Origin of the sequence: Paenibacillus humicus NBRC 102415, assembly GCF_004000905.1 — a bacterium.
Classification (GTDB): domain Bacteria; phylum Bacillota; class Bacilli; order Paenibacillales; family Paenibacillaceae; genus Paenibacillus_O; species Paenibacillus_O humicus.
Map to the genome: position 1 here is coordinate 25,419 of NZ_BIMD01000027.1, position 19,764 is coordinate 45,182.

A 19,764-nucleotide genomic window follows, 5' to 3' on the forward strand; every position below is an offset into this window, starting at 1 on the left:
CATTATAGCAGAGAAGCCTTTTATTGCAACCTTCCGTGTCGAAATTTGCGGGCGCGCGGCATCACGTAGAGCCGGCTTCCGGACTTTCCGAGCCTGAAGACGGCTGCTTGGCGTCAGAGTCGGCAGGCGCTCCGCGAGCCTTGTTCCGCTCGCCGTTTTTGCCGTCAGAGCCAGGACTCTCGTCCTGCTGCCCGTCCTGGCTTCCGGCCTTTTCGGCGCTCCCATCGGCTCCTGCCTTCCCGTTTCCCGGCTGTCCGCTTCCGCTTGCCTCGGCTCCGCCGGCCGCCGCATTCCCGGCTCCGCTTTGGCCGCTGCCGCTCTGACCGCCGGCCTCCCGGCCCTTGGCCTGACCGCCGGCTCCCGCCTTTGCGCCGCCTTGCCCCGCTTGCCGCTGCGCTTTCTTTTTGACCCATCCGATTCCCATGACGAGCATGAGCAGCGGCAGCGCGATCTGGTAATAGGGACTGAATTTCAGGTAGACGGTCATGCCCGTCCACAAATGCTGCGACATGATCGGCTCCAGGAAGCTTGCCGTGAAGATGAGCGGGGCCATGACGAGGGCGCCGGCCCGATAGGGAACTCCCCAGGCTGTCCGCAAAGCGATGACCGAACCGAAAAACAGTCCCGTAGCCTTGACGTACAGCCCGATGTACAGCAGCAGCGTCACGAGAATATCGAGCCGCTCCAGAAAGTTGAACAGCCGGATCTGCTCCACCGCCTCCAGCGTCGGAAGCTCGGCGAGCCGGTACAGCTCCGGACCGAGCACCATCATCAGCACCATGTTGACCGCGATCAGGAACAGCGAGACGCCGATGTAGGCGCCATAGGACATCGCGCCTGTGGACGGGGAGCGCCTGGCATAGGTCCAGAACATCATCAGCACCATGACCTGTCCGAACGGAAACGACAGGATATCGGGAAACGCCGCGTGCAGGACCGGCCTGAAGCCGTTCTCCAGCACAGGCCGCAGACGGTTGAAGTCGAGCAGGCCCGACGCCAGAAACAACCCCAGAAGGGAAATGTAGCTGACGGCCAGCACCGGAATCAGCACCTGGTTGACCCGGAAAAACGCCTCTACTCCCTGCCTGGCGGTGTAGTAGACGATTCCCGTCAAAACCAGCATCGTGCACCACATCGGCGTCTGGGGCAGCAACGTGGCGGAGATCAGCTCCCCGAAGTCGCGCACGTTGCGCATCGACTCCAGGGCGAAGACGACAGCCAGCGCAGCGCCGAGCAGGCCGCCGAGCAGCTTGCCGAAATGCAGCTTGTACAGCCCGACCAAGTTCGTGTCGGGGGCCCGGTTGTAGAGCGCGCGGTAGACGAGCAGCAGGCAGAAGCCCGCGGCGGCAGCGATGCTGATCGCAATCCAGGAATCCTGTCCCGCCTCGGAGCCGAGCTCGAACATCGGGGTGCTGCCGATGGTGAACAGCACGAGGAAGACGGCGATCTGCCCCGCGCTTACGCTTGCTTCCTTCGCTTTCATGCCCTCACTTCCTCTCCCGGCTGTCCTCGCTCGCCTGCTCGTAGGAGCGGTTGCTCCGGCCTGTCTTGATCAGTCCGACATGGACCCCGATCTCGGCTTTCATTTCGGGGTAGAACCTGCTGTTCCACTCCGCAGCGATTCCTTTCCATGTATGCGGATACTTCCGCCGCACCGCTTCGCCGATGCCGGCCACATCCGCCTTCAGTCTCTGGGAAGCCTGGAGTCCGTCCTCGATGTCGGATCGGACCTGCTGTCCGAGCATCCGCTCGATGCCGGCCACCGCAGCCGGGTCATGAAGATTTCCGCCGCATGTATACTCGAACAAGGTTGCGTCCGCCTCCACATCCGCCTGAAGCAGCCAGCCGTCTCCGCTCCGCGCAGGCTTCATCTTCGTCTTGAGCCCGGTGATCCGGGCGCTGTTGACCTTGGGCCCTCCTTCGCGGCACGGAAAGGAAATCGTCGTCCCGGACACTTCGCTGCGCAGCCAGAGCAGGCCCCGGCTCTCATGCGTGCGGATCCAGCCGATCATATGGTCGTCCCGGAACAAGGCCAGCTTCTGCAGCCTCACCTTCGAAGGCGTCGACGTGCTCTTGTTCGCGTCCACGCTGCGCACGCCCTCGCCCGATCCGTTGATCGCGATGCCGGGGGCGGCGGATGCGTGCAGCGGGCCCAGCAGCTGCAGCAGCATCGAATAGACGGTCTGGGGGCGGAAGTTGCCCCCGCTCTCTTTTTCCAGCGCGATTAGCCTCGTCAAGGCGTTGCCCGATATTCTCTCCATCGGAAGCAGCTGCTCCAGGATGGGCCGGGCTTCGCCCTCGGTCACGAACACCATGACCGTCTCCCGGGAATTGCCGTTGCGGAGATAGACGTCCAGCAAGCCGCCGATTCCCTTGCGGGCGGCACGCTCGCCGATGACGACGACCTGGTTGTGCCCGAAGTAGAGGCTCCGGGACATCTCCTGCGTCGCCCGGGATACGGCGCCCCGCACGCTCTCTCCTTCCGTAGAGAAGACGTTGACCGGAGATTCCGTCGTGCTCGTGAAGCCGTTCTGGGAGGAGATGGCGCTTGGAATGACCAGCTGATAGCTGATCTTCCACTTCCCCTCCTCGGTGACGTCGATGCCGGTCGCCGCGATGATGCCGAGCTCATTGAGCTCCTTCCGGTCCCAGCAGCCCGCAAGCGGAAGGAACAACAGCGCCGCCGCCAGCAGCAGCGCCCAACGTCTGATGATGCCCCGGCTCATGAATTCTGGCGCTTGGGCTTGCCTCCGGGCTGCCTGCGCCTGCCTCCCTTCTGCGCGATGACCGGCCGTCTGACGAGGCTCCAGCGCGGCGCCCGGACGAACGTATCCTTCCATTCGCCTTTGACATACGGAGCGACCGGCTTGAGATAAGGCACGCCGAAGGAATACAGGCCGGCGAGGTGGATGATGACGAACAGATCGACCGAGATGATGCCGACAAAGCCGAGAATTCCCGCGCTGACCATGAGCAGGAAGCGGATCAGCCGCGCGGCGATGGCGATGTTGATCTGCGGCACGACGAAGTTGGAAATCGCCGTGAAGGCGACGATGATGACCATCGCCGCAGACACGAGCCCCGCCTGGACGGCGGCCGTGCCGAGCACGAGCGCTCCTACGATGGAGATCGCCGGTCCGATGGCGCGCGGCATTCGGACCCCCGCCTCGCGCAGCACCTCGAAGGTCAGCTCCATCAGGAATGCTTCCACCAAGGCCGGGAAGGGGACGCCCTCGCGCTGCGCGGACAAGCCGATGAGCAGGTTGCTCGGAAGCATCTCCTGGTGGAAGGTCGTGATGGCGATATAGAGAGCCGGCAGATGCATGGAAATGAAAAAAGCGGCGATCCGGATCAGCCGCAGGAAGCTGGCGATGTCGAAGCGCTGATAATGGTCCTCCGGCGATTGAAAAAACCGGAAAAACGTCACGGGGCCGAGCAGCACGTAAGGACTGCCGTCCACCACGACGGCGAAATGTCCCTCCAGCAGCCCGGCGGCAGCCTGGTCGGGCCGTTCCGTGTTGAGCACGGTCGGGAACGGGGTGAACGAGGAGTCCTGGATGAACTCCTCGATGTAGCCGCTGTCCAGGACGCTGTCGATGTCGATGTCGTCCAGCCGCCTGCGCGCTTCCTTCACGATCTCGGCATCCACGATGCCGTTCATGTACAGCAGCGACACCTCCGTGCATGTCTCCCGCCCGATGCGCCGCGATTCCACCGTCAATCGCTCCGAGCGGATGATTCGGCGGATGAGGCCGATATTCGTCCGGGCCGACTCCGTGAACGCATGCTGGGGCCCGCGGATGACCGTCTGGGCCGTCGGTTCGCCGACCTGGCGGGTTTCCCCGCCGGCCGCTTCCGCCGCCACCGCTTCGTCGCTGCCTTCGACGAGGAGCAGGCAGCAGCCGAGCAGCAGCGCGTCGAGCGCTCCTTCCAGCGTCCGCACCGGCTCCGTCAAGCCGGTGGAGATCACGTTCAGACGCAGCTGCTCGATGCGGTCCTTGAGCCGGCCTTTTCCCTTGAGGCTGCCGGGCGCCGCTGCCTCCGCCGCCTGCAGCGGCTCAAGGACGTTCTTGCGGATCGCCTCCTCGTCCACGATCCCCTGCAAATACAGCGCCGCCAGCTGGATGCCGGGAAGAGCCCCGCTGGACAGCAGCCGCAGGCGGAGGTCTCCGCTGTGATGGAACTGCATGCGGATTGCATGGGCGTTGGCGGCCAGCGAAGGGCTCAGCGCAGTAGCCGTCTTCCTCCTTCCGAGAGGAGGGGGCTTCGCTGCGCCGCCATTGCCGCCATTGCCGCTGCCGGCTCTTCCTTTGCCGTCCTTGCCGCCGCTGGCGCCCCTGTGGCTTTGGCTGCCGCTTGCGCTGTTTTCCGCCGAGCCGTTTCCGTTTTGGGCTCCAGACAAAACAAACCCCTCCCTTATCCAGAATGACCTTATTCTGGGCATGGGAGGGGATTTTTATCCAGCATTGGTTCGTTGTCCGGGAGCATCATCCTTCAGGGATGAGCCGAATCGCTTTCCCTTGCTTGGATGATTCCGCCGTCGCCAGGAGGGCGGCAAGCGTGCGCATATTGTCCGCGCCCGAGATTTTCGGCTCCCGCTGCTCCCGGATGGAAGCTGCGAATTCAGCCAGGACGCCATGAATGCCTTCCAGCTCTTGCGCCTGAAAGCCGATCCTGCTCTTCGTGCGGCCGTCTGCAATATAGACGCCGTAGCCGTCGCCCAGATCGTCCAGATGGACCGCTCCGCCCTCGAACTGAAATCTCCAGGCGCCTTCCCATGGCGTCGCAGCGCCTTTCGCCAGCAGGCTGCCCAGGTAGAAGACGTTGACGCCTGATTCCGTTTGGTAAACGGCATGCACATGCGGATCGCCTGCATAGCCGCTGCCGGGAGTATTCCACGTCTTTCCCGTCACCTGCGCGATATCGGAATCCAATAGAAACCGAATCATATCGACATGATGGACGCTCATCTCGAGCAGAACGTAATTGTCCATCGTCTTCTGATAAGGCTTGCCCTCATGCCCGTAAAAGAACTCCGATTGAACAAACGACAATCTCCCCAGATTTGCGCTCTGCAGGGTCTGCTTCAAGGCGATCACCGTCGCAAAATAACGGTAGTTCTGATTGACCATCACATTGAGCCTGTTCCGGGCTGCAAGCGAATTCAGCTCCTCCGCTTCCTCCAGGGACAGCACGAACGGCTTTTCGATCAGCACATGGAGCTTATGCTCCAATGCGGACTTCGCTATCTCATAATGCACCGGAGAGAAGGCCGAGATGAACACGGCATCCGCATCCGCTTCTCGAAACGCCTGCTCATGGTCGGTGTAGCATAAGCTTTCAGGCAACTTGTTTTTCCGGGCATATTCAGTCACGGCGCTGCGGTTGATATCCACCAGCCCTGCGTAAGCAAAATCTCGGGATGCCAGGACAAAATGCTCGCCCACCCCTTGGCCATGATTGCCCAGCCCTACCTGGATCAGTTTTAGACGCACATTGTTTCCCCCTCCGCTAGTGCTTCTTTACTCCGCATCCGGCCCTTGCCGGTACAAGTAGCCCAGCCGGCAGCCTGGAGCAAGAATGCCGTAGATATAAACAGCCGTCATTTCCTCCGTGACAACGAGCGAATGCTCCTCGCCCTTCCTGGTCAGCACGAGATCCCCGGGACCGATCTCGTATTCATCCCCTTCGGTCGTGCAAATCCCCCTGCCGCTGACGATGATCCAATATTCATTGCAATCATGATAATGCAAGGGAACTTCTTGTCCCGCCTTCAGATGATTGATTCCGTAGTGGTTGATCTCGCTCCAATCCGGAAACAAGGACAACTCCTGCGCCTGCTCCTTGCGAATGACCGGCATTTGAAAACCTCCTGCTGCTGGGATCTCGGTTCAACCTATCCAATATAGCTCAAACAAGGCATGAAAAGGGGAGATTACAGGCGGAAGTCCGCAAAGAACTACCTCGCCTGCAGGGCCGATACGGTTACGCCGATAATCGCGCGCAGTCCTTCCAGCATCATCGGCTGCGGCATGAACGGGACCGAAGGCTGCGCGGCCGCCATCTCCGCCGAGGCGGGAAAATGCACGAAGCCGGCCCGGATCGGCAGCTCCCGGCGACGGATATGGTCCAGCACCCGGTACATCGTGTTGTTGCAGATGTAGGTTCCGGCTGTATTGGAAATTTCGCACGGGATGCCGAGTTCCGCCAGACGCTGCGCCATGGCGCGGATCGGCAGCGTGGAGAACAGTCCGTCCGGCCCCTCCTCGGCAATCGGCTCGTCGGTAGGCCGGGCGCCCCGGTTGTCGCCATGCGAACGGACCGGGACATCCTTGACGTTCACCGCGATCCGCTCCGGCGTAATCGCCGTCCGGCCCTTGGCCAGTCCGCATGCGATGACGGCATCGGGCTTGAACTTGTCCATCTCCTCGATGAGCCGGTCGGCGCATTCGTCGAAATGAACCGGAAGCAGCACCGTGTGCAGCTCCACGCCCTCGAATTGCTCCTCGGCCAGCTTCTCCATCAGCCAGCCCGTCGGATTGACGTCATCGCCTCCGAACGGCTCGAAGCCGGATACAAGCACCTTGATCATATGTACTCACTCTCCTTGTCTTTTCCATAGTAAAACATGCGGGCTCCGCAGGGAACCCGCTCGACCTTTATTTATAGTCCGCCTTGCGCATGCCGATATGCGGCGCTCTGCGGACGCTGATTCTTGATCCAACGTTCAATATGATCTTCCACAAAGCGGATTTCGCTCTCATAGTGCGCCAGTTGTCCCTCGTCAGCCATTTTGTGAAAGGCTGGATTCCCTTTGGCGGCACCGGTCTTCCATGTATCGCATAGTGCCGTCAGGCGCTGAACGATCCCCTTCGGCAAATCATCGGGTAAGGTCCATATTTCACGATCGGAGGAATCGGTTCCCAGAAATCTCGGCGCTCCCTCGAACCCTCGTTGTTCCAGCTGTCTTAGAAGCCGATGGACAGAAGGATCCCAATAACCTGTCGGGCGACGAACTGTGCTCGCCATGCGGACAATGTGATCGTGGAACAGCGGGATGCCTCCCGCCTGGAGCCTGATGAGATACGGGTGGAGATGATCGCCCGCCCGATAAATCCGTCGGACTTGATCCCGATTCGCGGCGCTTATCGGCACCGTATCCCGCTGCCGTGCATACCAGGCTATGAGGGCGTGGGATCCGTCATCGCGATTGGCAGCAGCGTGCAGAAATCCATGCTTGGCAAGCATGTATTGCCCCTTCGGGGAGAAGGAACCTGGCAGCAATATGTAAAGGCTTCTTCCTCCTTGTCTATCGAGATCCCCCCTTTCATTCCGGACGACGAGGCTTCCCGATCCTATATCAACCCTCTCACGGCATGGATTCTTTGCAAGGAGCTTCTTGGGCGTTCCCCGGATTCCTTCCTGCTCGTCAATGCGTTCAGTTCTGCAATCGGACCCATGTTCGCTCAATTGTCGGCTGTTTTCGGATACAGGCTCATCGCCGTCGTGCGGAGTTCGGACTCTTGGAAGCGACTCGCAACGGAGCTTGATCTCCGATCGAAACTGTTTCATCTGCGGCATTGGATACAAGGAATCTCCGTGGAGGACTGGCAAAATTCCTTCCTGAACATCTTTGCATTGCTTCGTCAAAAGCAGCTCTGCCTGGGAAATATCGAAGCGAGATATCCTTTGGCCAAAATCGCAAAAGCGGTGCAGGCAGCCGAACGACCGGGACGGCAAGGGAAATTGCTGCTCACATGATGAATCCATTCCACGAATCAGCCCAACAGCAAAGGAGCCGTCTGCCCCGGGCAGACGGCTCCTTGCTCCTATGTCGCGCCTCATTCGGCTTCACTTCCCCGCTCCGCCCTTCAGCAGCTCGCCGATCTCCGCCGTATAACGGGACAGCTGCCAGCTGATCTCCGAGCGCATGACCTCCCGCGTCATGCCGAAGTGCTCCTCGTAGCCCCGGCAATAGTAGCGGTGGTACACGACCGAGTTCGACTGCTCCTCCGCGAGGATGCGGATGTTGCGCGCCTTGAGCTCCCGCCGCAGGGCGTACAGGTCGTGCATGATCCGGTCCAGCACCCGGTGGCCCGCCATCCCGTACAGGCGCCTCATCAGATTGGACGAGTTCTCGAGCTCGGACAGGCTCTTCTGGACCATCTTCTCCATATGAGGCAGCAGGATGTAATCCCGGATCATGACGCGCTCCTCCGCCGTCGTCACCTTGGCCTCCCGGGCGGAATGCTGCCCGTCGTACTGCTCCACATGCTCCGTCAGCAGCATCTTGGACTTCCAGCGCTCGTTGCCGTCCAGCTTGCTCATTTGTAATGCCCCCCAATTTGTTCGGCCCGCTCGCGGGCCACGCCCGACTCCAGCAGCGAGGAAGCCCGCATGATGGCGTCGGATCCGAACCGCTCCTTGATCCGGTCGATCGTTTTCTCCTTGCTGTACGCCCGGGTTCGATCCTCGAACAGCGTCAGCTGCATGACGCTGTCGTCCGTCAGCCCCGAGAGGGAGATGTTCAGCCGGCCGACCGGCAGGCCGCTCCAATGCCGGACGAACAGCTCCCGAACCGCCGCAGCGACCTCATGCGTCAGCGAGGTCGGCTGGGGCAGCGTCAGCTGGCGGCTGAACCAGGACGAGCGCTCGCCGTCGGTCTCCATGGCGGCGACCGAGACGACCGAGCCCATGCAGCCATGCCGCCTCGTGCGCTGGCACACCTCCACGACGAGCTCCAGCAGCACGACCTCGATGTCGGGCAGATGGCGGTACAGCCGCCAGCGCAGCGCCTTGCCGTGGCTGACCGACTTCAGCTGGTGGCGGATGCCGGTGACGACCGGGCTGGGATCGATCCCTCTCGCCGTCTGCCAATAATAGCCCGCCTGGATGTCGCTCTGCTTGCCCATCTCCAGCCGCATCCGCCGCTTGAACTCGGAGAAGTCCAGCCGCGCGATGTCCCCGATCGTGTTCAGCCCCATCCGCGTGAAATGCCTCGTCATCCGCGAGGCCACCATGAACATCTGGTGCACGGGCAGCGTCCACAGCGTCGACTCCAGCTTGCCGGGATTCAGCTCGAAGACGCCTTCCGGGCTTTTCTTGGCGTAATTGTCCGTCGCCATCTTGGCGAGGATCTTGGTGGGACCGATGCCGACCCTCGACCAGATGCCCGTGGACAGCTGGATATGGTTCTGGATATTGCGCGCCATCTCGTCCGGCGAGCCGTAGTAGCCTGCCGAGCCGGTGACGTCGAGGAACTGCTCGTCGATGCTGTAAGGCTCCACGAGATCGGTGTACGTCTCGAATATCTTCGTGATGAACAGGGACACTTCAATGTACATGGCCATCCGCGGCCGGATGACGACCAGCTCCGGACAATGGGCCAGCGCCTCTCCGACCCGCGAGGCCGTCGTCACGCCGCGGGCCTTGGCCATCGGGCAGGCGGCCAGCACGATGCCGTTCATCCGGGACGGGTCGCCCACGGCAACCGGCTTGTCGCGATATTCGGGATGCGCCGCCTTCTCTACGGAAGCGTAGAACGACTGGCAGTCGGCCAGCATGATCACTCTCTCCACCGCGCACCTCCTGTTCTGCGGGAGCGGGCTCGCGGAGACTTCCCCTCTCCCTGTCGATCGAATGTATGTTCGCATCTGACTCTAGACGTATTATATACCGAATATATGTTCCCTATGCAAGGAGAAAAATCATCCAGCTGCCGAAGCCGCGCCGAGGCTGGGAGGACGACGTCCGGCGTCCTTGGAGACGGAGGCTCCCGGAGGCTCCCGGCAAACTCAGCCTCGCGCTTCCGCTTGCCGGAGGCGCGGCCCTCTCCCTTGTTTGGAAAGCGGATCGGAATGGTATTTTATGTCTGGAGCTGGATGTCCGCCTGCCCTATGAGGGCGGTATCCGGCGCAACCAGAACGATCAGGGAGAGATGACGATGCTGCTGGAAGCGGTCTATCACCGGCCCAAGCTGAACTGGGCCTACGCGTATGACAGGGAAACGGTGCATCTGCGCCTGCGCACGAAGCGCGGCGACGTCGACCGGGTACAGGCAGCAGCCGGCGACAAGTATGGATGGGAGCAGACGGTTACGGACATCGAGCTGCGCCTATTCGCGAGCGACGCCATGTTCGATTATTGGGAAGCGGCGGTCACCCCCGCCTTCCGCCGCCTCCGCTACGCCTTCAAGCTCTATTCCGGCGGCCGGACGCTCTATAGGACCGAAGCAGGCTTCTTCGAGGAGCTTCCCGACAATCCGCCGGCGCTGTTCGAGTTCCCCTATTTGAACCCCGCGGATGTGTTCGAGCCCCCCGCCTGGGTGAAGGACGCGGTGTTCTATCAGATCTTCCCCGAACGGTTCGCGAACGGCGATCCGTCCCTCAACCCGGAAGGAACGCTGCCCTGGGGAGGGGAGCCTACGGAGGAGAGTTTTTTCGGAGGAGACCTCCAGGGAGTGATGGACCGTCTGGACCATCTGACGGAGCTCGGCGTGAACGCGATTTATTTCACGCCCGTGTTCGAAGCCGAGACCAACCATAAATACGACACGCAGGATTACATGCGGGTCGATCGCCGCTTCGGCACCAACGCCAAGCTGAAGGAGCTCGTGGACCTCTGCCATGCGCGCGGGATACGCGTGCTGCTGGACGCCGTCTTCAACCATTGCGGACAATCGTTCGCGCCGTTCGCTGACGTCCTGGAGAACGGGGAGCGCTCCCGCTATGCCGGGTGGTTCCACAGGCGTCCGTGGCCGAGCGGCAGCGGCGGGCTCTCCCCTTACGAGACCTACGCTTTCGAGCCGCTCATGCCCAAGCTCAACACGGCCCATCCCGAGGTCAAAAAGTACCTGCTGGAGGTCGCGCGGTACTGGATCGAGGAGATCGGCATCGACGGCTGGCGCCTGGACGTGGCCAACGAGGTCGATCACCGGTTCTGGCGCGAATTCCGTCTGACCGTCAAGGAGGCCAAACCCGATGCGTACATTCTCGGCGAAATCTGGCATGATTCCATGATGTGGCTGCAGGGCGACCAGTTCGACGCCGTCATGAACTACCCGTTTTCCAGCGCCGTGCTGGAATTCTTCGCCCAGGAGGACATCGGGGCCGGCGAATTCGCCGATGCGATCGGCCGCCAGCTGGCCGCCTACCCGCGCCAGGCGACCGAGGCGGCGTTCAATCTGCTCGGCAGCCACGACACGCCGCGCCTGCTGACGATATGCGGCGGCAGCGTCCCCAAGATGAAGCTGGCCGCCCTTTTCCTGCTCGCTTATCCCGGCGCGCCCTGCATTTATTACGGGGACGAGGTCGGCCTCGACGGCGGCGGGGATCCCGGCTGCCGCAAATGCATGGAATGGGATGCCGATCGGCAAAACGCGGACCTGCTCGCCTTTTACAAGGCGGCCATCGCCCTGCGCCGCTCCTCTCCCGCGCTGCGGAGCGCCGGACTCCGCTTCCTGCTGGCAGAGCCGGGGGAAGGCGCGCTCGCCTACGAGCGCAAGGGCGGCGGACAGCGCCTGCTCATCGCGATGAACGCCCGCGGCGGGACGGCGAGCCTGCGGTTCGGCTCGGCGCCTCAGCACGGCAGCGATGCCGCTCAGCCTCTTTCCTTCCGCGGGTTCGGCGAGGAGGGCGAAGCCGCGGCTTCGAGCCCTTCGCCCGGACAAGCCGTCCGGCCTGAAGCCGCCTCGCCGGCGCTCCCGGCAGCTCCGTCGGGGATCGATTCCGCCCGACGAAGTCCCGCTTGGAGGACGCTCCTCTCCAACTTCGAGGAACGCGGTTCCATCCGGACGGAAAATGGCGGCGGGCTTGCTGTCGAGCTTCCGCCCTACGGCTTCGTCGTCCTGGAGGCAGCAGAGGCGAATTAAGGACCAGGGCATCCGTCCCCCGGCTCCGTTCCGGCCGGATATTTCCTTCATTTGGAACATTTCCCCTCCATTCACGTCAGTTATACGGAAACTCATTCGAAAGCGGGGGAAAAATCAAATGAATCCAATCAAAGCCTTGAAAGCTGCCGCGGCTGCGGCGCTGATCGCGGGAGCGGTCCTGCCGGGCAGCGGCCTGGCCGAAGCGAAAGCGGCGGCTCCCGCCCCTCTCCTCTTCATCGACGGGCAGGCCCAATCATCCGCTCTCAGCGTAGGCGGACGCATCCTGATCCAGCTCCGCTCCCTTCAGGACCCGGACTGGCTGACGTACTCGTACGATGCCAAGACTCGCACCGTGCGGGCCGCCAGCAAGGACAGCAGCAAGGTCATCGAGCTGAAGGAGGGCTCCAGGACGGCGAGCGTCAACGGCAAGCCGGTTCCGCTCGACGTCTCTGTCGTCATCCGGGACGGCAAAACCTATGTGCCGGTCCGGTTCGTAAGCGAGAGCATGGGGGCTTACGTCTCCTATGACAGCGCCAAGAGCCGCACGGTCGTCCGGACGCCGAAGGGGCAGAAAAGTTATGACGCGCTCATGGGCGGCGATCTCGCTGCGGCCCGCCAGGCTGCGATCGCCCTTGCAGTCCTCCCGCTGAAGGACCCGCTGGCTGTGGAGGGCGAGGGCTTCTCCGTCACCTACAGCTTCCCGGCAGGCGAAGCGCTGCGCTACGAGATGGTGTACAAGCAGCTGCTTTCCTCCATTGTCATCGACGCGGATGGTATCGCACAGACCGTCTATCAGAGGAGCGAAATCTACGGCCAGCCGCCCAAGGAAAAGGGAACCAAGCCGAAAAGCATCGCTCCCGGCTACTACTTCACGGACAATGTCATGGCCGATTATATCTATTACGGCTCCATCGATTCCAATGGCGAAGCCAAGGAGCTCGAAGCCATCGATCGCGCCAGCCATCCGGAGTACAAGAACAAGGTCATCGTCCCGATCGACGGGGAAAAGCGCACGGACGGAAAATAACTCTTGACGTCCGCAAGCAAAAAAGAGCGCCGTCCCTCCTTCGGAAGGGGTGGCGCTCTTTTTCACTTTTCGGCCAAGCCGCCGAGGAAAGCCGCCAGCGCCCGGAAAATCCATTTTCTCGGATGGATGACCAGCTGCAAGTCCAGCCGGATATCGGGATGGTGAAACGGCAGAACGGCGAGCTCGCCGCTCCCGATCTCCTGAACGGCTGCCATTGCAGGCAGCAGGCAAAGGCCCGAGCCGGCTTTTACGATCCGCTTGATCGCCTCGGGGTTGGACAGCTCCAGGCCGATGCGGCAGGTTCCGGCTCAGAATTTCTTCCTCCCGCGCCGTCTGCAGCGTGATCGACAAGCCGGGATACCGTTCCCGGATTCCATGGAGATGCGGAGGGAGATAATAGGCCGCCAACGTGTCCGCAGATAAGTCAGATCCACGTTCATCCACCCTGTCATCATCAATAATCGATTCCGGCAGGGCCATCTGCCCTCCGAGACGCTCCGTCTGCCGATGACCCCGGTCTCTCCGGAGCTGATTCCCGGCTTTCACTTCTTGGGATAAATCCGTTCCCCCCGCTCAAGCATGTCCGCGAACGCGAGGATGCGGGCCGCTCTCGTCTCCGGCTTTTGGGCCTGATGGACGCGGTACAGCATCGCGTACCGGTTCCGGCTGTCCAGCCCGGCGAAAAAATCCCGGGCCGCCGGCCGCCGTTCCAGCTCCGCCGCGAAATCCCCCGGCATCTCCATGCGGCTTTGGCTCTCGTAAGCCTTGTCCCACCGGCCGCTGCGGCGCGCTTCGTCGACCGCCTCCAGGCCGGGCGGCCGCATCCGCCCTTCGGCGATGAGCCGCTCCGCCTTGTCGCGGTTGATCCGCGACCAGACGCTCCCGGAGCGGCGCGGCGTGAAATGCTGCAGCCAGCCGTCCTCGTCCGCCTTCTCCTTGCGGCTGTCGATCCACCCCCAGCGCAAGGCGCATTCCAGAGCTTCCTCGTACGCAATCGAATGCTCCGCGGCTCCTTTTTTGGCGATCCGCAGCCTGATGCCGGACGATTCCCCGTGGAACTCTTCCAGCCAGGCGTCAAATTGAGCCGCATCGGCGAACGTCAGGATCGGCTTCCCCAGTCCTTTTTGTTCCGGCATGCCTGCCCCTCCTTTTCCAAGGTAATCTCCATGAATATCCAATTGACGTGCAGCCGTCCCTTCGCGGCCGTCTCTATGGAACGGGGGGACAGCTCCCTCCCCTCTCCCAGCCCGTTCAGCAGCTACCGCCGCCTCTCTTCCCCGCCGCAGTCGATCACGGTGCCGTACGGATCCGGCTGCTCCGCGCTCCGGAGGGGGACCTTGCGGCCGCCCCAGCGGGTGTTCAGAATGACGAGATGCAGCATGACGAGCCCGATGAAGAAATGATAAACGTTGGCATAGATCGTATTGGTGTAAATATTCAAAGCTCCGAACTCTGGAATGAGATCCAGATGAGCGGTCTTGCGGCGGATATAAGCCGCGTCGAGCAGGAGCAGGACGATCAGCGCCAATCCTGACAGCGCATTCTGAGCGGACCGGCCCCGGGTCGCCGCGGCGCTTCCGCGCAGGAGCCTGGCGGTCAGCAGCAGCAGCAAAGGATAGAACAAGAAGACGAAGAAGAGCGGAATCAAGCCGGGATTGCCGTTGCCCGAAAGGCCTCTGCCCGGCTCCAGCCTCAGCGTAAAGAGATGAACGAACACGACCGCTGCCAGCGCAAGCACGAATCCGATTCCGGTCCAAGCCGCTCTTGCCTTCACAGAATCCCCTCCCGCCTTATCATGCCACAAAAATTTCCAGGAGGATAGACCGCTCCTGACTTCCGCTCCCGCGCCGCTGCCCATGGACTGGACTGTACTGTACACGGACGTCCGGCAATGCCATCATCGCCTTCCGTCTCGACCAGGAATAAAAAAACAGGTCCGGGACGCTCCATGGAGCGAACGGGCCTGTTCCGGATATTTTTTTCGCCATCCGCCGATTCAAGCCTGGATGCCCCGCAGGGCTGCTAGGCCCTTCCCGGCAATCAGGCTTTTTCAATCAAATACTGCAGCGCTTCTTCATAGGAGGACCAATGCGTTTCGGTCGAATGCTGCGATTCCGCAGCCGCGCGGCGCAGCTGAAGCTCGGTGATCTTGCTGGCGACGACGACAGCCGCCGCGCTCAAGCCCGCAGCCTTGATATCGCGTTGATGCTCCACCAGCCGCTCCCTCGCCGCCGGAGTGAACGCCTTCATCTCCCGCATGTCGACGACAAGGCTGAAATCGTTCATGCCCTCGTCCTTCACCATTTGCAGCAGTTCCGCATTGATGGCATCGACTTCCTCCGGAGCGACGTTGCCAGCCCATACGATTTCCAGGATGCGCTTGGCTTTGTGAATGATTTTGACGGAACTCATGATCCACCTCTTGGCTGAATTTGTCCTCTTCTACCGACATCTTTATTAACGGAAGATCCGGTTCAAATAATTAGGTCTTTTTACCCATGAGTTTAAAGAAAAGTAAAAGCCGCCTATCCAGGGGAAAGGCGGCTTCTCCTCATCCATTCAACTCCATGCCAACGTGATCCGGACGCCGGTCGGCCGGCCGGGATGCCGAAGAAGCAGCGTGGACGATGCGGAATCGAATACGGTCTCCACGGAGAGCTCATCGGCGGCTCCGGCTCCATCCAGGCCGGATAATCCGGCAGAGCCGGACGCTTCCCCCGACGTTTCCCCGGATGCTCCATCATCGGCCGGCTCAGCCGATGCCCGGGCGGGACGGAAAGGGACCCGCAGCCTTGTGCTCACCAGGATGCCGGCCGGCGCCTCCGACACATAGGAGAAGACGGAGCCTTCCCGGCGCTCGTCCCGGATGCGCGACGAGCTGGCAAGCAGCGCGGCCGCGCAGCCGCCGGCCTCTCCGGCATTACGGCCTCCTCCCTCCGGCGCAGAGCCCGCAGAAGCTTCGGCGCTTGCGCCGGCATAGCTCAGGTCATAGAGCAGGCAATTCTCGCCCGGCGCCAGCTCGACCCGCTGCAGAACGGGCAGATCGGCTTCGAACAGATCGATGAACGATCCTTGAAGCACCGCCGCCGTGGCGGCCTCCCTGCCTGTCGCGGGCGCGGCAGCCGCCTCCTCATTGAATCCTGCCGTACTTGCTCCAGCTGCAATCTCAGCCTCTGCTGCAATCTCAGCCTCTGCCGCATTCGCCCCTGCCGCTCCATCCGATCCCGCCGCTTCCTCCTCGTCCAGCGCATGCGCGATCACATACGGGCCGCGCTGGATGCGCAGCATGCCGCTTTCCCTGTACTCATCCGCTTCTCCGCGCAGCTCCAGCGCGCGCCGGATCGAGGCGAGCACCTTCTCCGCGCCTTCCGGGGAACGGGACAGCCCCGCCGGATGGGACCTCAGATACAGAACCGCTCCATCTCCGACGGCATGCTCTCCTTCCTCCGGATTTCTCCCGAGCCCCATCGACTCGAACAAATGCTCCTCGGGACGCTCATAGATGCGGCTGCCGGCTCCCCGGTTCCACCACTCGCTGACGCGATGGAACGGATCCGAGCCGTCGCCGGCATAGACCAGCACGCCGCCCTCGCGCACCCACTGGCCGAGCGCCTGATGGATGCCGGGATGCTCCGGCTTCATGAATTCGTAGCTGAGCAGCAGCACCCGGTAGCCCTCCAGATAACCGGGGAAGGTCAACACGTTGTCCAGCTGGACAGGGCGAAGAGGAATGCCCTTCTTCACCGGCGGCAGCGCCAGCCCGTAGAACGCCGACCAGTCGAGCAGCTCCTGCTGCCGCTCCGTCAGGGCGCCTGCGGCTGCGGTGCCGTCGTAGTTGAAGCCCTCTCCCTCATCGCCCTCCGCCAGAACGTCGCCGCGCTGGTACATGGCCGAGTTGGCGAGGCAGAGCCCGATGCCGCCCGTTTCCGCAGCCTCTCCGCCGTCAGCCCCCGACACCTCGTCGTGGTTATGCATGTCGCGCAGCACGTTCATGACCGTCAGCAGAACGGTGGCGTACCCGCCGGGAATCGTCTCCTTGCCCTTCCCGTCCTCGGTCGGGTAGGGAAGCTCGAACACCCGCCAGGGCCAAGGACAGACCTCGTACCGGCTGACCCCGGGATGCAGCAGCGAGGCGGCTACCGTCGCCCGGTAGTTGCGGCGGTAGTCGCTCCAGCTGTAGCGCGGATTGTCTTCGATCGGATCATGCAGGAACCACATCTCCCGCCCCGTTCCGCGCGTAAGCTCCTGCATGATGCCGTACTCCAGGTACGCCGTCTCGAACGTCCGCTCGCGGCGGACTCCCTTGTAGACGTTGGCCGTGCGCGCCGTTCCGGTCCAGATCTGGGCGATGAAGCCGTCGCAGGCCGGCATCGAGACGAGCAGCGCCTCGGGACTGACGATCCGCCACTGCGTGTAGTTGATCAGGCTGTGCGTCGGCACGTAGAACCGGACCCTCCGTCCGTAGGCGACGAGGGAGTACTCCTTCATTTCGCTGCAGATCCGGTCGAGAGCGCGGTAATACATCGCCGCCTTCAGCTTGGAGGCGCGGTACTGGGCATCCGGCGAGGAATGCGGCTCCTGCCACTCCTCCCCGTAATAGTTCAGCCATTCCCGCTTGAACGCCTCCTCGTAGCCCGCCTGCGCCCAGAACTCCGGCTCCTCCAGATGGATCGCCTCGACGCCGCAGTCGATCGCCTTCTTGATCTGCGCGGCCAGGTAGTCGGCGAACGAGATCGTCGGCACCATGTACGGCACATCCTTGCCATGCAGCAGACGACTGCCGGAGGACTCCGTCTGCGCTTCATCCCAATGCTCCCGGCCGTCGAAGCGGCCGTACAGATAATCCTGGTACTCTCCCCAGGAGACGCCGGTCATGAGATGGATGCTGTAGCCGGCTTTCTTCCACCCTTCGATCCGCCGGGACAGATCCTCCGAGATGCCGTACACCATGACGAAGTCGGTACGCAGATCATACTTCGGCCCGTACGGACGGGATTCCTGGAATCCCGTCCACTCCTGCCTTTCCTGCCCGTTCCGGTTCAAATTCGCCCGTCCCCTTTCCAGCTGCGGTTTCTAGCCCGCCCGCAGCCTTTCCCGTACGTCTCCGGCTTCCCCGCGCCTTGCGGACTCAGGGTCAGTTCGGCATCGCCAGCTTGACGACTTCCTTGCCCTTCAGGTTGTCGTTCACGTACTTGATTGCATCCGGATAACCGGTCTTGTTCATCTGGTCACGCAGCGCGCCGATGACCTTGAGCGCCGCATCGTCGGACTTGGCGAAGATCGCTTCCTTCCATACGTCCCCGATCTTATCCATGGACGGCTTGAGCGCCTCCCACTGCGGCGACTTGGCCATGACATCGCCGGGGTTGTAGGCCGAGATGACCGAGATGCCGTTCGGGCGCAAAATCTTGCGCGCGTTGTCCATCTTGGCGATCCGGTCCTGATCCGCCCAGATGTCGCCTCCAAGAGAATTCAAGCGGTCCTGGCCGGTCATATCCTCATAGCCGATGCTGAAGCCTTCGTTCTTCTTGGCCTTGCCCGTCGTATCGCTCGCGAATTTGTCGAAGAACTCCTGCTTGGCGACGGGCTTGCCGTCCACCATATCGTAATGGACGCCCTCAACGCCGTAGCGGACCAGCTTGAAGCCTTCGTCCGACGCGAGGAAATCGAGCAGCTTCAGCGCGGCGTCGACGTTTTTGCATGCCTTCGTGATGACGGTCACGTTGTTGCCCTGGATGCCGAGATCGACCGGCCGGTCCGGCTCGGCGCCGGCGCGCTCCAGCGGGCCTACCGGCACGTAGTCGCTTCCCGGATGCGCTTTCACATAATTCTTGGAAGCATCGATGATCGCCGGCAGATGCGCGGCCAGGACGGCGATGCGGCCCTGCTTGATCTTCTCCTGCGCGATCGGGTCGGTCTGGGTGAACGTCTCCGGATCGAGCAGCCCTTCGGAGATCAGCTTGCGGTAGTAAAGCGTGTACTCCTCGTACGGCTTGGTGAAGAAGACATGCTCAAGCGTGCCGTCGCCCTTGTCCACGTAGTCGGAGCCGTAGAACATCGTATTGCCGATGCCGACGGCCCAGCCGTTGGAGAAGCCGCCAAGCGGGAACACCGGCATGCCGCTCTCCTTCAGTCCCGCGTCCTTGATTTTTTTGAGGAAATTGTACATGTCGTCCTTCGTCTTGACCGACTGCGGGTCGATGCCGACCTTCTCCGCGATGTCCTTGCGAACGTAGAAGCCGTACAACCAGTCCATGGCGTCCTTGTCCGTCGAAGGCTGGTTCTGGTACATCATGTACTTCTTGTCTCCGAACGCTCCGATCGCCTTGTCGTACAGGGCCGGCGGCACGTTTTCCTTGGCGATCGCCTTGGCGAGGTTCGGGTATTTGTCCAGCTTGCCGGAGATGTCGACGAGCTGATCCTCCTTGGCCGCCTTGATGATGCCGTCCAGCTCCCCGCCCCAGGCCGGTCCCGTGTAGATGTCCGGCAGATCCTGCGTCGCGAAGATCTGGTTCACCTTTTCGACCTCGCTGCCCTTGGTGTAATCCATCTTCACCTTGACGCCGGTCTTCTCCTCGATCGCCTTGGCGACGGGCGTCGGATCGACGTCCCCGGTGCCGGATCCGTTCCAGTTGTGCAAAATCTTCAACGTCACTTCCTTGCCCGAGCCGCCGTCCCCGCCGCCATTTCCCGCTGCCGCATCGTTGCCGCCGCCGTTGCTGCAGCCGATGAGCGTGCCGCCCATCATCGCCGCCGCGAGCAGCGCCGCCGCAGCCTTGCTCCGCTTGTTCCTCATGGTAACCCCTCCGATATTCGTAAGTGGTATATGATAAAGTCCCTTCCCAGCCGCCCGGCTTGAGCCCGGTTC

18 protein-coding genes are annotated in these 19,764 nt (G+C 62.1%); 3 read left to right on the forward strand and 15 right to left on the reverse strand.

All coding sequences use genetic code 11. From position 1 onward, the window contains the following. Window positions 1–61: 61 nt before the first annotated feature. The 7 genes from PHU01S_RS16110 to PHU01S_RS26375 all read right to left on the reverse strand — a co-directional run bounded on the left by PHU01S_RS16110 (window position 62) and on the right by PHU01S_RS26375 (window position 7,029). Window positions 62–1,483 carry a GerAB/ArcD/ProY family transporter gene (locus PHU01S_RS16110; protein WP_127508492.1) on the reverse strand — a complete coding sequence of 474 codons (1,422 nt, stop codon included), beginning with the start codon at window positions 1,481–1,483 and terminating at the stop codon, window positions 62–64. A 4-nt stretch (window positions 1,484–1,487) separates the two neighbouring features. After that, the gene (locus PHU01S_RS16115; RefSeq protein WP_164763089.1) at window positions 1,488–2,726 is read right to left on the reverse strand and encodes a Ger(x)C family spore germination protein; all 1,239 of its coding nucleotides are present in this window, start codon (window positions 2,724–2,726) and stop codon (window positions 1,488–1,490) included. Continuing rightward, window positions 2,723–4,402 carry a spore germination protein gene (locus PHU01S_RS16120; protein WP_246029253.1) on the reverse strand — a complete coding sequence of 560 codons (1,680 nt, stop codon included), beginning with the start codon at window positions 4,400–4,402 and terminating at the stop codon, window positions 2,723–2,725. The genes PHU01S_RS16115 and PHU01S_RS16120 overlap by 4 nt, the downstream gene beginning before the upstream one ends. A gap of 85 nt (window positions 4,403–4,487) precedes the next feature. Next, window positions 4,488–5,495, reverse strand: coding sequence for a Gfo/Idh/MocA family protein (locus PHU01S_RS16125; RefSeq protein ID WP_127508498.1), 1,008 nt, complete (start codon window positions 5,493–5,495; stop codon window positions 4,488–4,490). 27 nt (window positions 5,496–5,522) lie between these two features. Beyond that, window positions 5,523–5,861 carry a cupin domain-containing protein gene (locus PHU01S_RS16130; RefSeq protein WP_021881113.1) on the reverse strand — a complete coding sequence of 113 codons (339 nt, stop codon included), beginning with the start codon at window positions 5,859–5,861 and terminating at the stop codon, window positions 5,523–5,525. Between the two features lie 98 nt (window positions 5,862–5,959). After that, window positions 5,960–6,592, reverse strand: a complete 633-nt coding sequence (locus PHU01S_RS16135) for a pyroglutamyl-peptidase I (protein ID WP_049867573.1) — start codon at window positions 6,590–6,592, stop codon at window positions 5,960–5,962. A 71-nt stretch (window positions 6,593–6,663) separates the two neighbouring features. Continuing rightward, window positions 6,664–7,029, reverse strand: coding sequence for a hypothetical protein (locus PHU01S_RS26375; protein ID WP_084781690.1), 366 nt, complete (start codon window positions 7,027–7,029; stop codon window positions 6,664–6,666). Between PHU01S_RS26375 and PHU01S_RS16145 the strand changes: the two genes are divergently transcribed. Then, window positions 6,979–7,761 carry a zinc-dependent alcohol dehydrogenase family protein gene (locus PHU01S_RS16145; protein WP_069202433.1) on the forward strand — a complete coding sequence of 261 codons (783 nt, stop codon included), beginning with the start codon at window positions 6,979–6,981 and terminating at the stop codon, window positions 7,759–7,761. The genes PHU01S_RS26375 and PHU01S_RS16145 overlap by 51 nt on opposite strands. 90 nt (window positions 7,762–7,851) lie before the next feature. On the opposite strand, the gene PHU01S_RS16150 is transcribed toward PHU01S_RS16145, so the two are convergent. Beyond that, the gene (locus tag PHU01S_RS16150) at window positions 7,852–8,328 is read right to left on the reverse strand and encodes a YhjD family protein (RefSeq protein ID WP_021881952.1); all 477 of its coding nucleotides are present in this window, start codon (window positions 8,326–8,328) and stop codon (window positions 7,852–7,854) included. Continuing rightward, the gene (locus PHU01S_RS16155; protein WP_127508501.1) at window positions 8,325–9,578 is read right to left on the reverse strand and encodes a DNA polymerase IV; all 1,254 of its coding nucleotides are present in this window, start codon (window positions 9,576–9,578) and stop codon (window positions 8,325–8,327) included. The genes PHU01S_RS16150 and PHU01S_RS16155 overlap by 4 nt, the downstream gene beginning before the upstream one ends. 365 nt (window positions 9,579–9,943) lie before the next feature. Here PHU01S_RS16155 and PHU01S_RS16160 point away from each other — a divergent pair, with 365 nt between their 5' ends. Both PHU01S_RS16160 and PHU01S_RS16165 read left to right on the forward strand, forming a co-directional pair. After that, entirely contained in the window at window positions 9,944–11,869 is a 1,926-nt protein-coding gene (locus PHU01S_RS16160; protein ID WP_127508546.1) for a glycoside hydrolase family 13 protein, read from the forward strand. Window positions 11,870–11,987: 118 nt separating this feature from the next. Next, the gene (locus tag PHU01S_RS16165) at window positions 11,988–12,896 is read left to right on the forward strand and encodes a copper amine oxidase N-terminal domain-containing protein (RefSeq protein WP_164763090.1); all 909 of its coding nucleotides are present in this window, start codon (window positions 11,988–11,990) and stop codon (window positions 12,894–12,896) included. Between the two features lie 62 nt (window positions 12,897–12,958). Here the strand turns inward: PHU01S_RS16165 and PHU01S_RS16170 are convergent, their stop codons facing one another. From PHU01S_RS16170 to PHU01S_RS16195, 6 genes are all read right to left on the reverse strand, one after another. Then, window positions 12,959–13,189 carry a LysR substrate-binding domain-containing protein gene (locus PHU01S_RS16170; protein ID WP_127508506.1) on the reverse strand — a complete coding sequence of 77 codons (231 nt, stop codon included), beginning with the start codon at window positions 13,187–13,189 and terminating at the stop codon, window positions 12,959–12,961. Between the two features lie 249 nt (window positions 13,190–13,438). Then, the gene (locus PHU01S_RS16175; RefSeq protein WP_127508509.1) at window positions 13,439–14,032 is read right to left on the reverse strand and encodes a YdeI/OmpD-associated family protein; all 594 of its coding nucleotides are present in this window, start codon (window positions 14,030–14,032) and stop codon (window positions 13,439–13,441) included. A 122-nt stretch (window positions 14,033–14,154) separates the two neighbouring features. Then, window positions 14,155–14,670, reverse strand: coding sequence for a hypothetical protein (locus PHU01S_RS16180; RefSeq protein ID WP_164763091.1), 516 nt, complete (start codon window positions 14,668–14,670; stop codon window positions 14,155–14,157). Between the two features lie 266 nt (window positions 14,671–14,936). Then, window positions 14,937–15,308: a hypothetical protein gene (locus PHU01S_RS16185; protein ID WP_048749960.1), complete on the reverse strand. Its 372-nt coding sequence runs from the start codon at window positions 15,306–15,308 to the stop codon at window positions 14,937–14,939. Window positions 15,309–15,455: 147 nt separating this feature from the next. Then, window positions 15,456–17,939, reverse strand: coding sequence for a hypothetical protein (locus PHU01S_RS16190; protein ID WP_127508514.1), 2,484 nt, complete (start codon window positions 17,937–17,939; stop codon window positions 15,456–15,458). 91 nt (window positions 17,940–18,030) lie between these two features. Then, the gene (locus PHU01S_RS16195) at window positions 18,031–19,692 is read right to left on the reverse strand and encodes an extracellular solute-binding protein (protein ID WP_127508518.1); all 1,662 of its coding nucleotides are present in this window, start codon (window positions 19,690–19,692) and stop codon (window positions 18,031–18,033) included. Window positions 19,693–19,764: the final 72 nt, after the last annotated feature.

Bases quoted from the DNA above. Each gene is read 5' to 3' on its own strand.
- PHU01S_RS16110 (WP_127508492.1), bottom strand. From the start codon at position 1,483: ATGAAAGCGAAGGAAGCAAGCGTAAGCGCGGGGCAGATCGCCGTCTTC.
- PHU01S_RS16115 (WP_164763089.1), bottom strand. From the start codon at position 2,726: ATGAGCCGGGGCATCATCAGACGTTGGGCGCTGCTGCTGGCGGCGGCG.
- PHU01S_RS16130 (WP_021881113.1), bottom strand. From the start codon at position 5,861: ATGCCGGTCATTCGCAAGGAGCAGGCGCAGGAGTTGTCCTTGTTTCCG.
- PHU01S_RS16135 (WP_049867573.1), bottom strand. From the start codon at position 6,592: ATGATCAAGGTGCTTGTATCCGGCTTCGAGCCGTTCGGAGGCGATGAC.
- PHU01S_RS16145 (WP_069202433.1), top strand. From the start codon at position 6,979: ATGGACAGAAGGATCCCAATAACCTGTCGGGCGACGAACTGTGCTCGC.
- PHU01S_RS26375 (WP_084781690.1), bottom strand. From the start codon at position 7,029: ATGGCGAGCACAGTTCGTCGCCCGACAGGTTATTGGGATCCTTCTGTC.
- PHU01S_RS16150 (WP_021881952.1), bottom strand. From the start codon at position 8,328: ATGAGCAAGCTGGACGGCAACGAGCGCTGGAAGTCCAAGATGCTGCTG.
- PHU01S_RS16160 (WP_127508546.1), top strand. From the start codon at position 9,944: ATGCTGCTGGAAGCGGTCTATCACCGGCCCAAGCTGAACTGGGCCTAC.
- PHU01S_RS16165 (WP_164763090.1), top strand. From the start codon at position 11,988: ATGAATCCAATCAAAGCCTTGAAAGCTGCCGCGGCTGCGGCGCTGATC.
- PHU01S_RS16175 (WP_127508509.1), bottom strand. From the start codon at position 14,032: ATGCCGGAACAAAAAGGACTGGGGAAGCCGATCCTGACGTTCGCCGAT.
- PHU01S_RS16185 (WP_048749960.1), bottom strand. From the start codon at position 15,308: ATGAGTTCCGTCAAAATCATTCACAAAGCCAAGCGCATCCTGGAAATC.
- PHU01S_RS16195 (WP_127508518.1), bottom strand. From the start codon at position 19,692: ATGAGGAACAAGCGGAGCAAGGCTGCGGCGGCGCTGCTCGCGGCGGCG.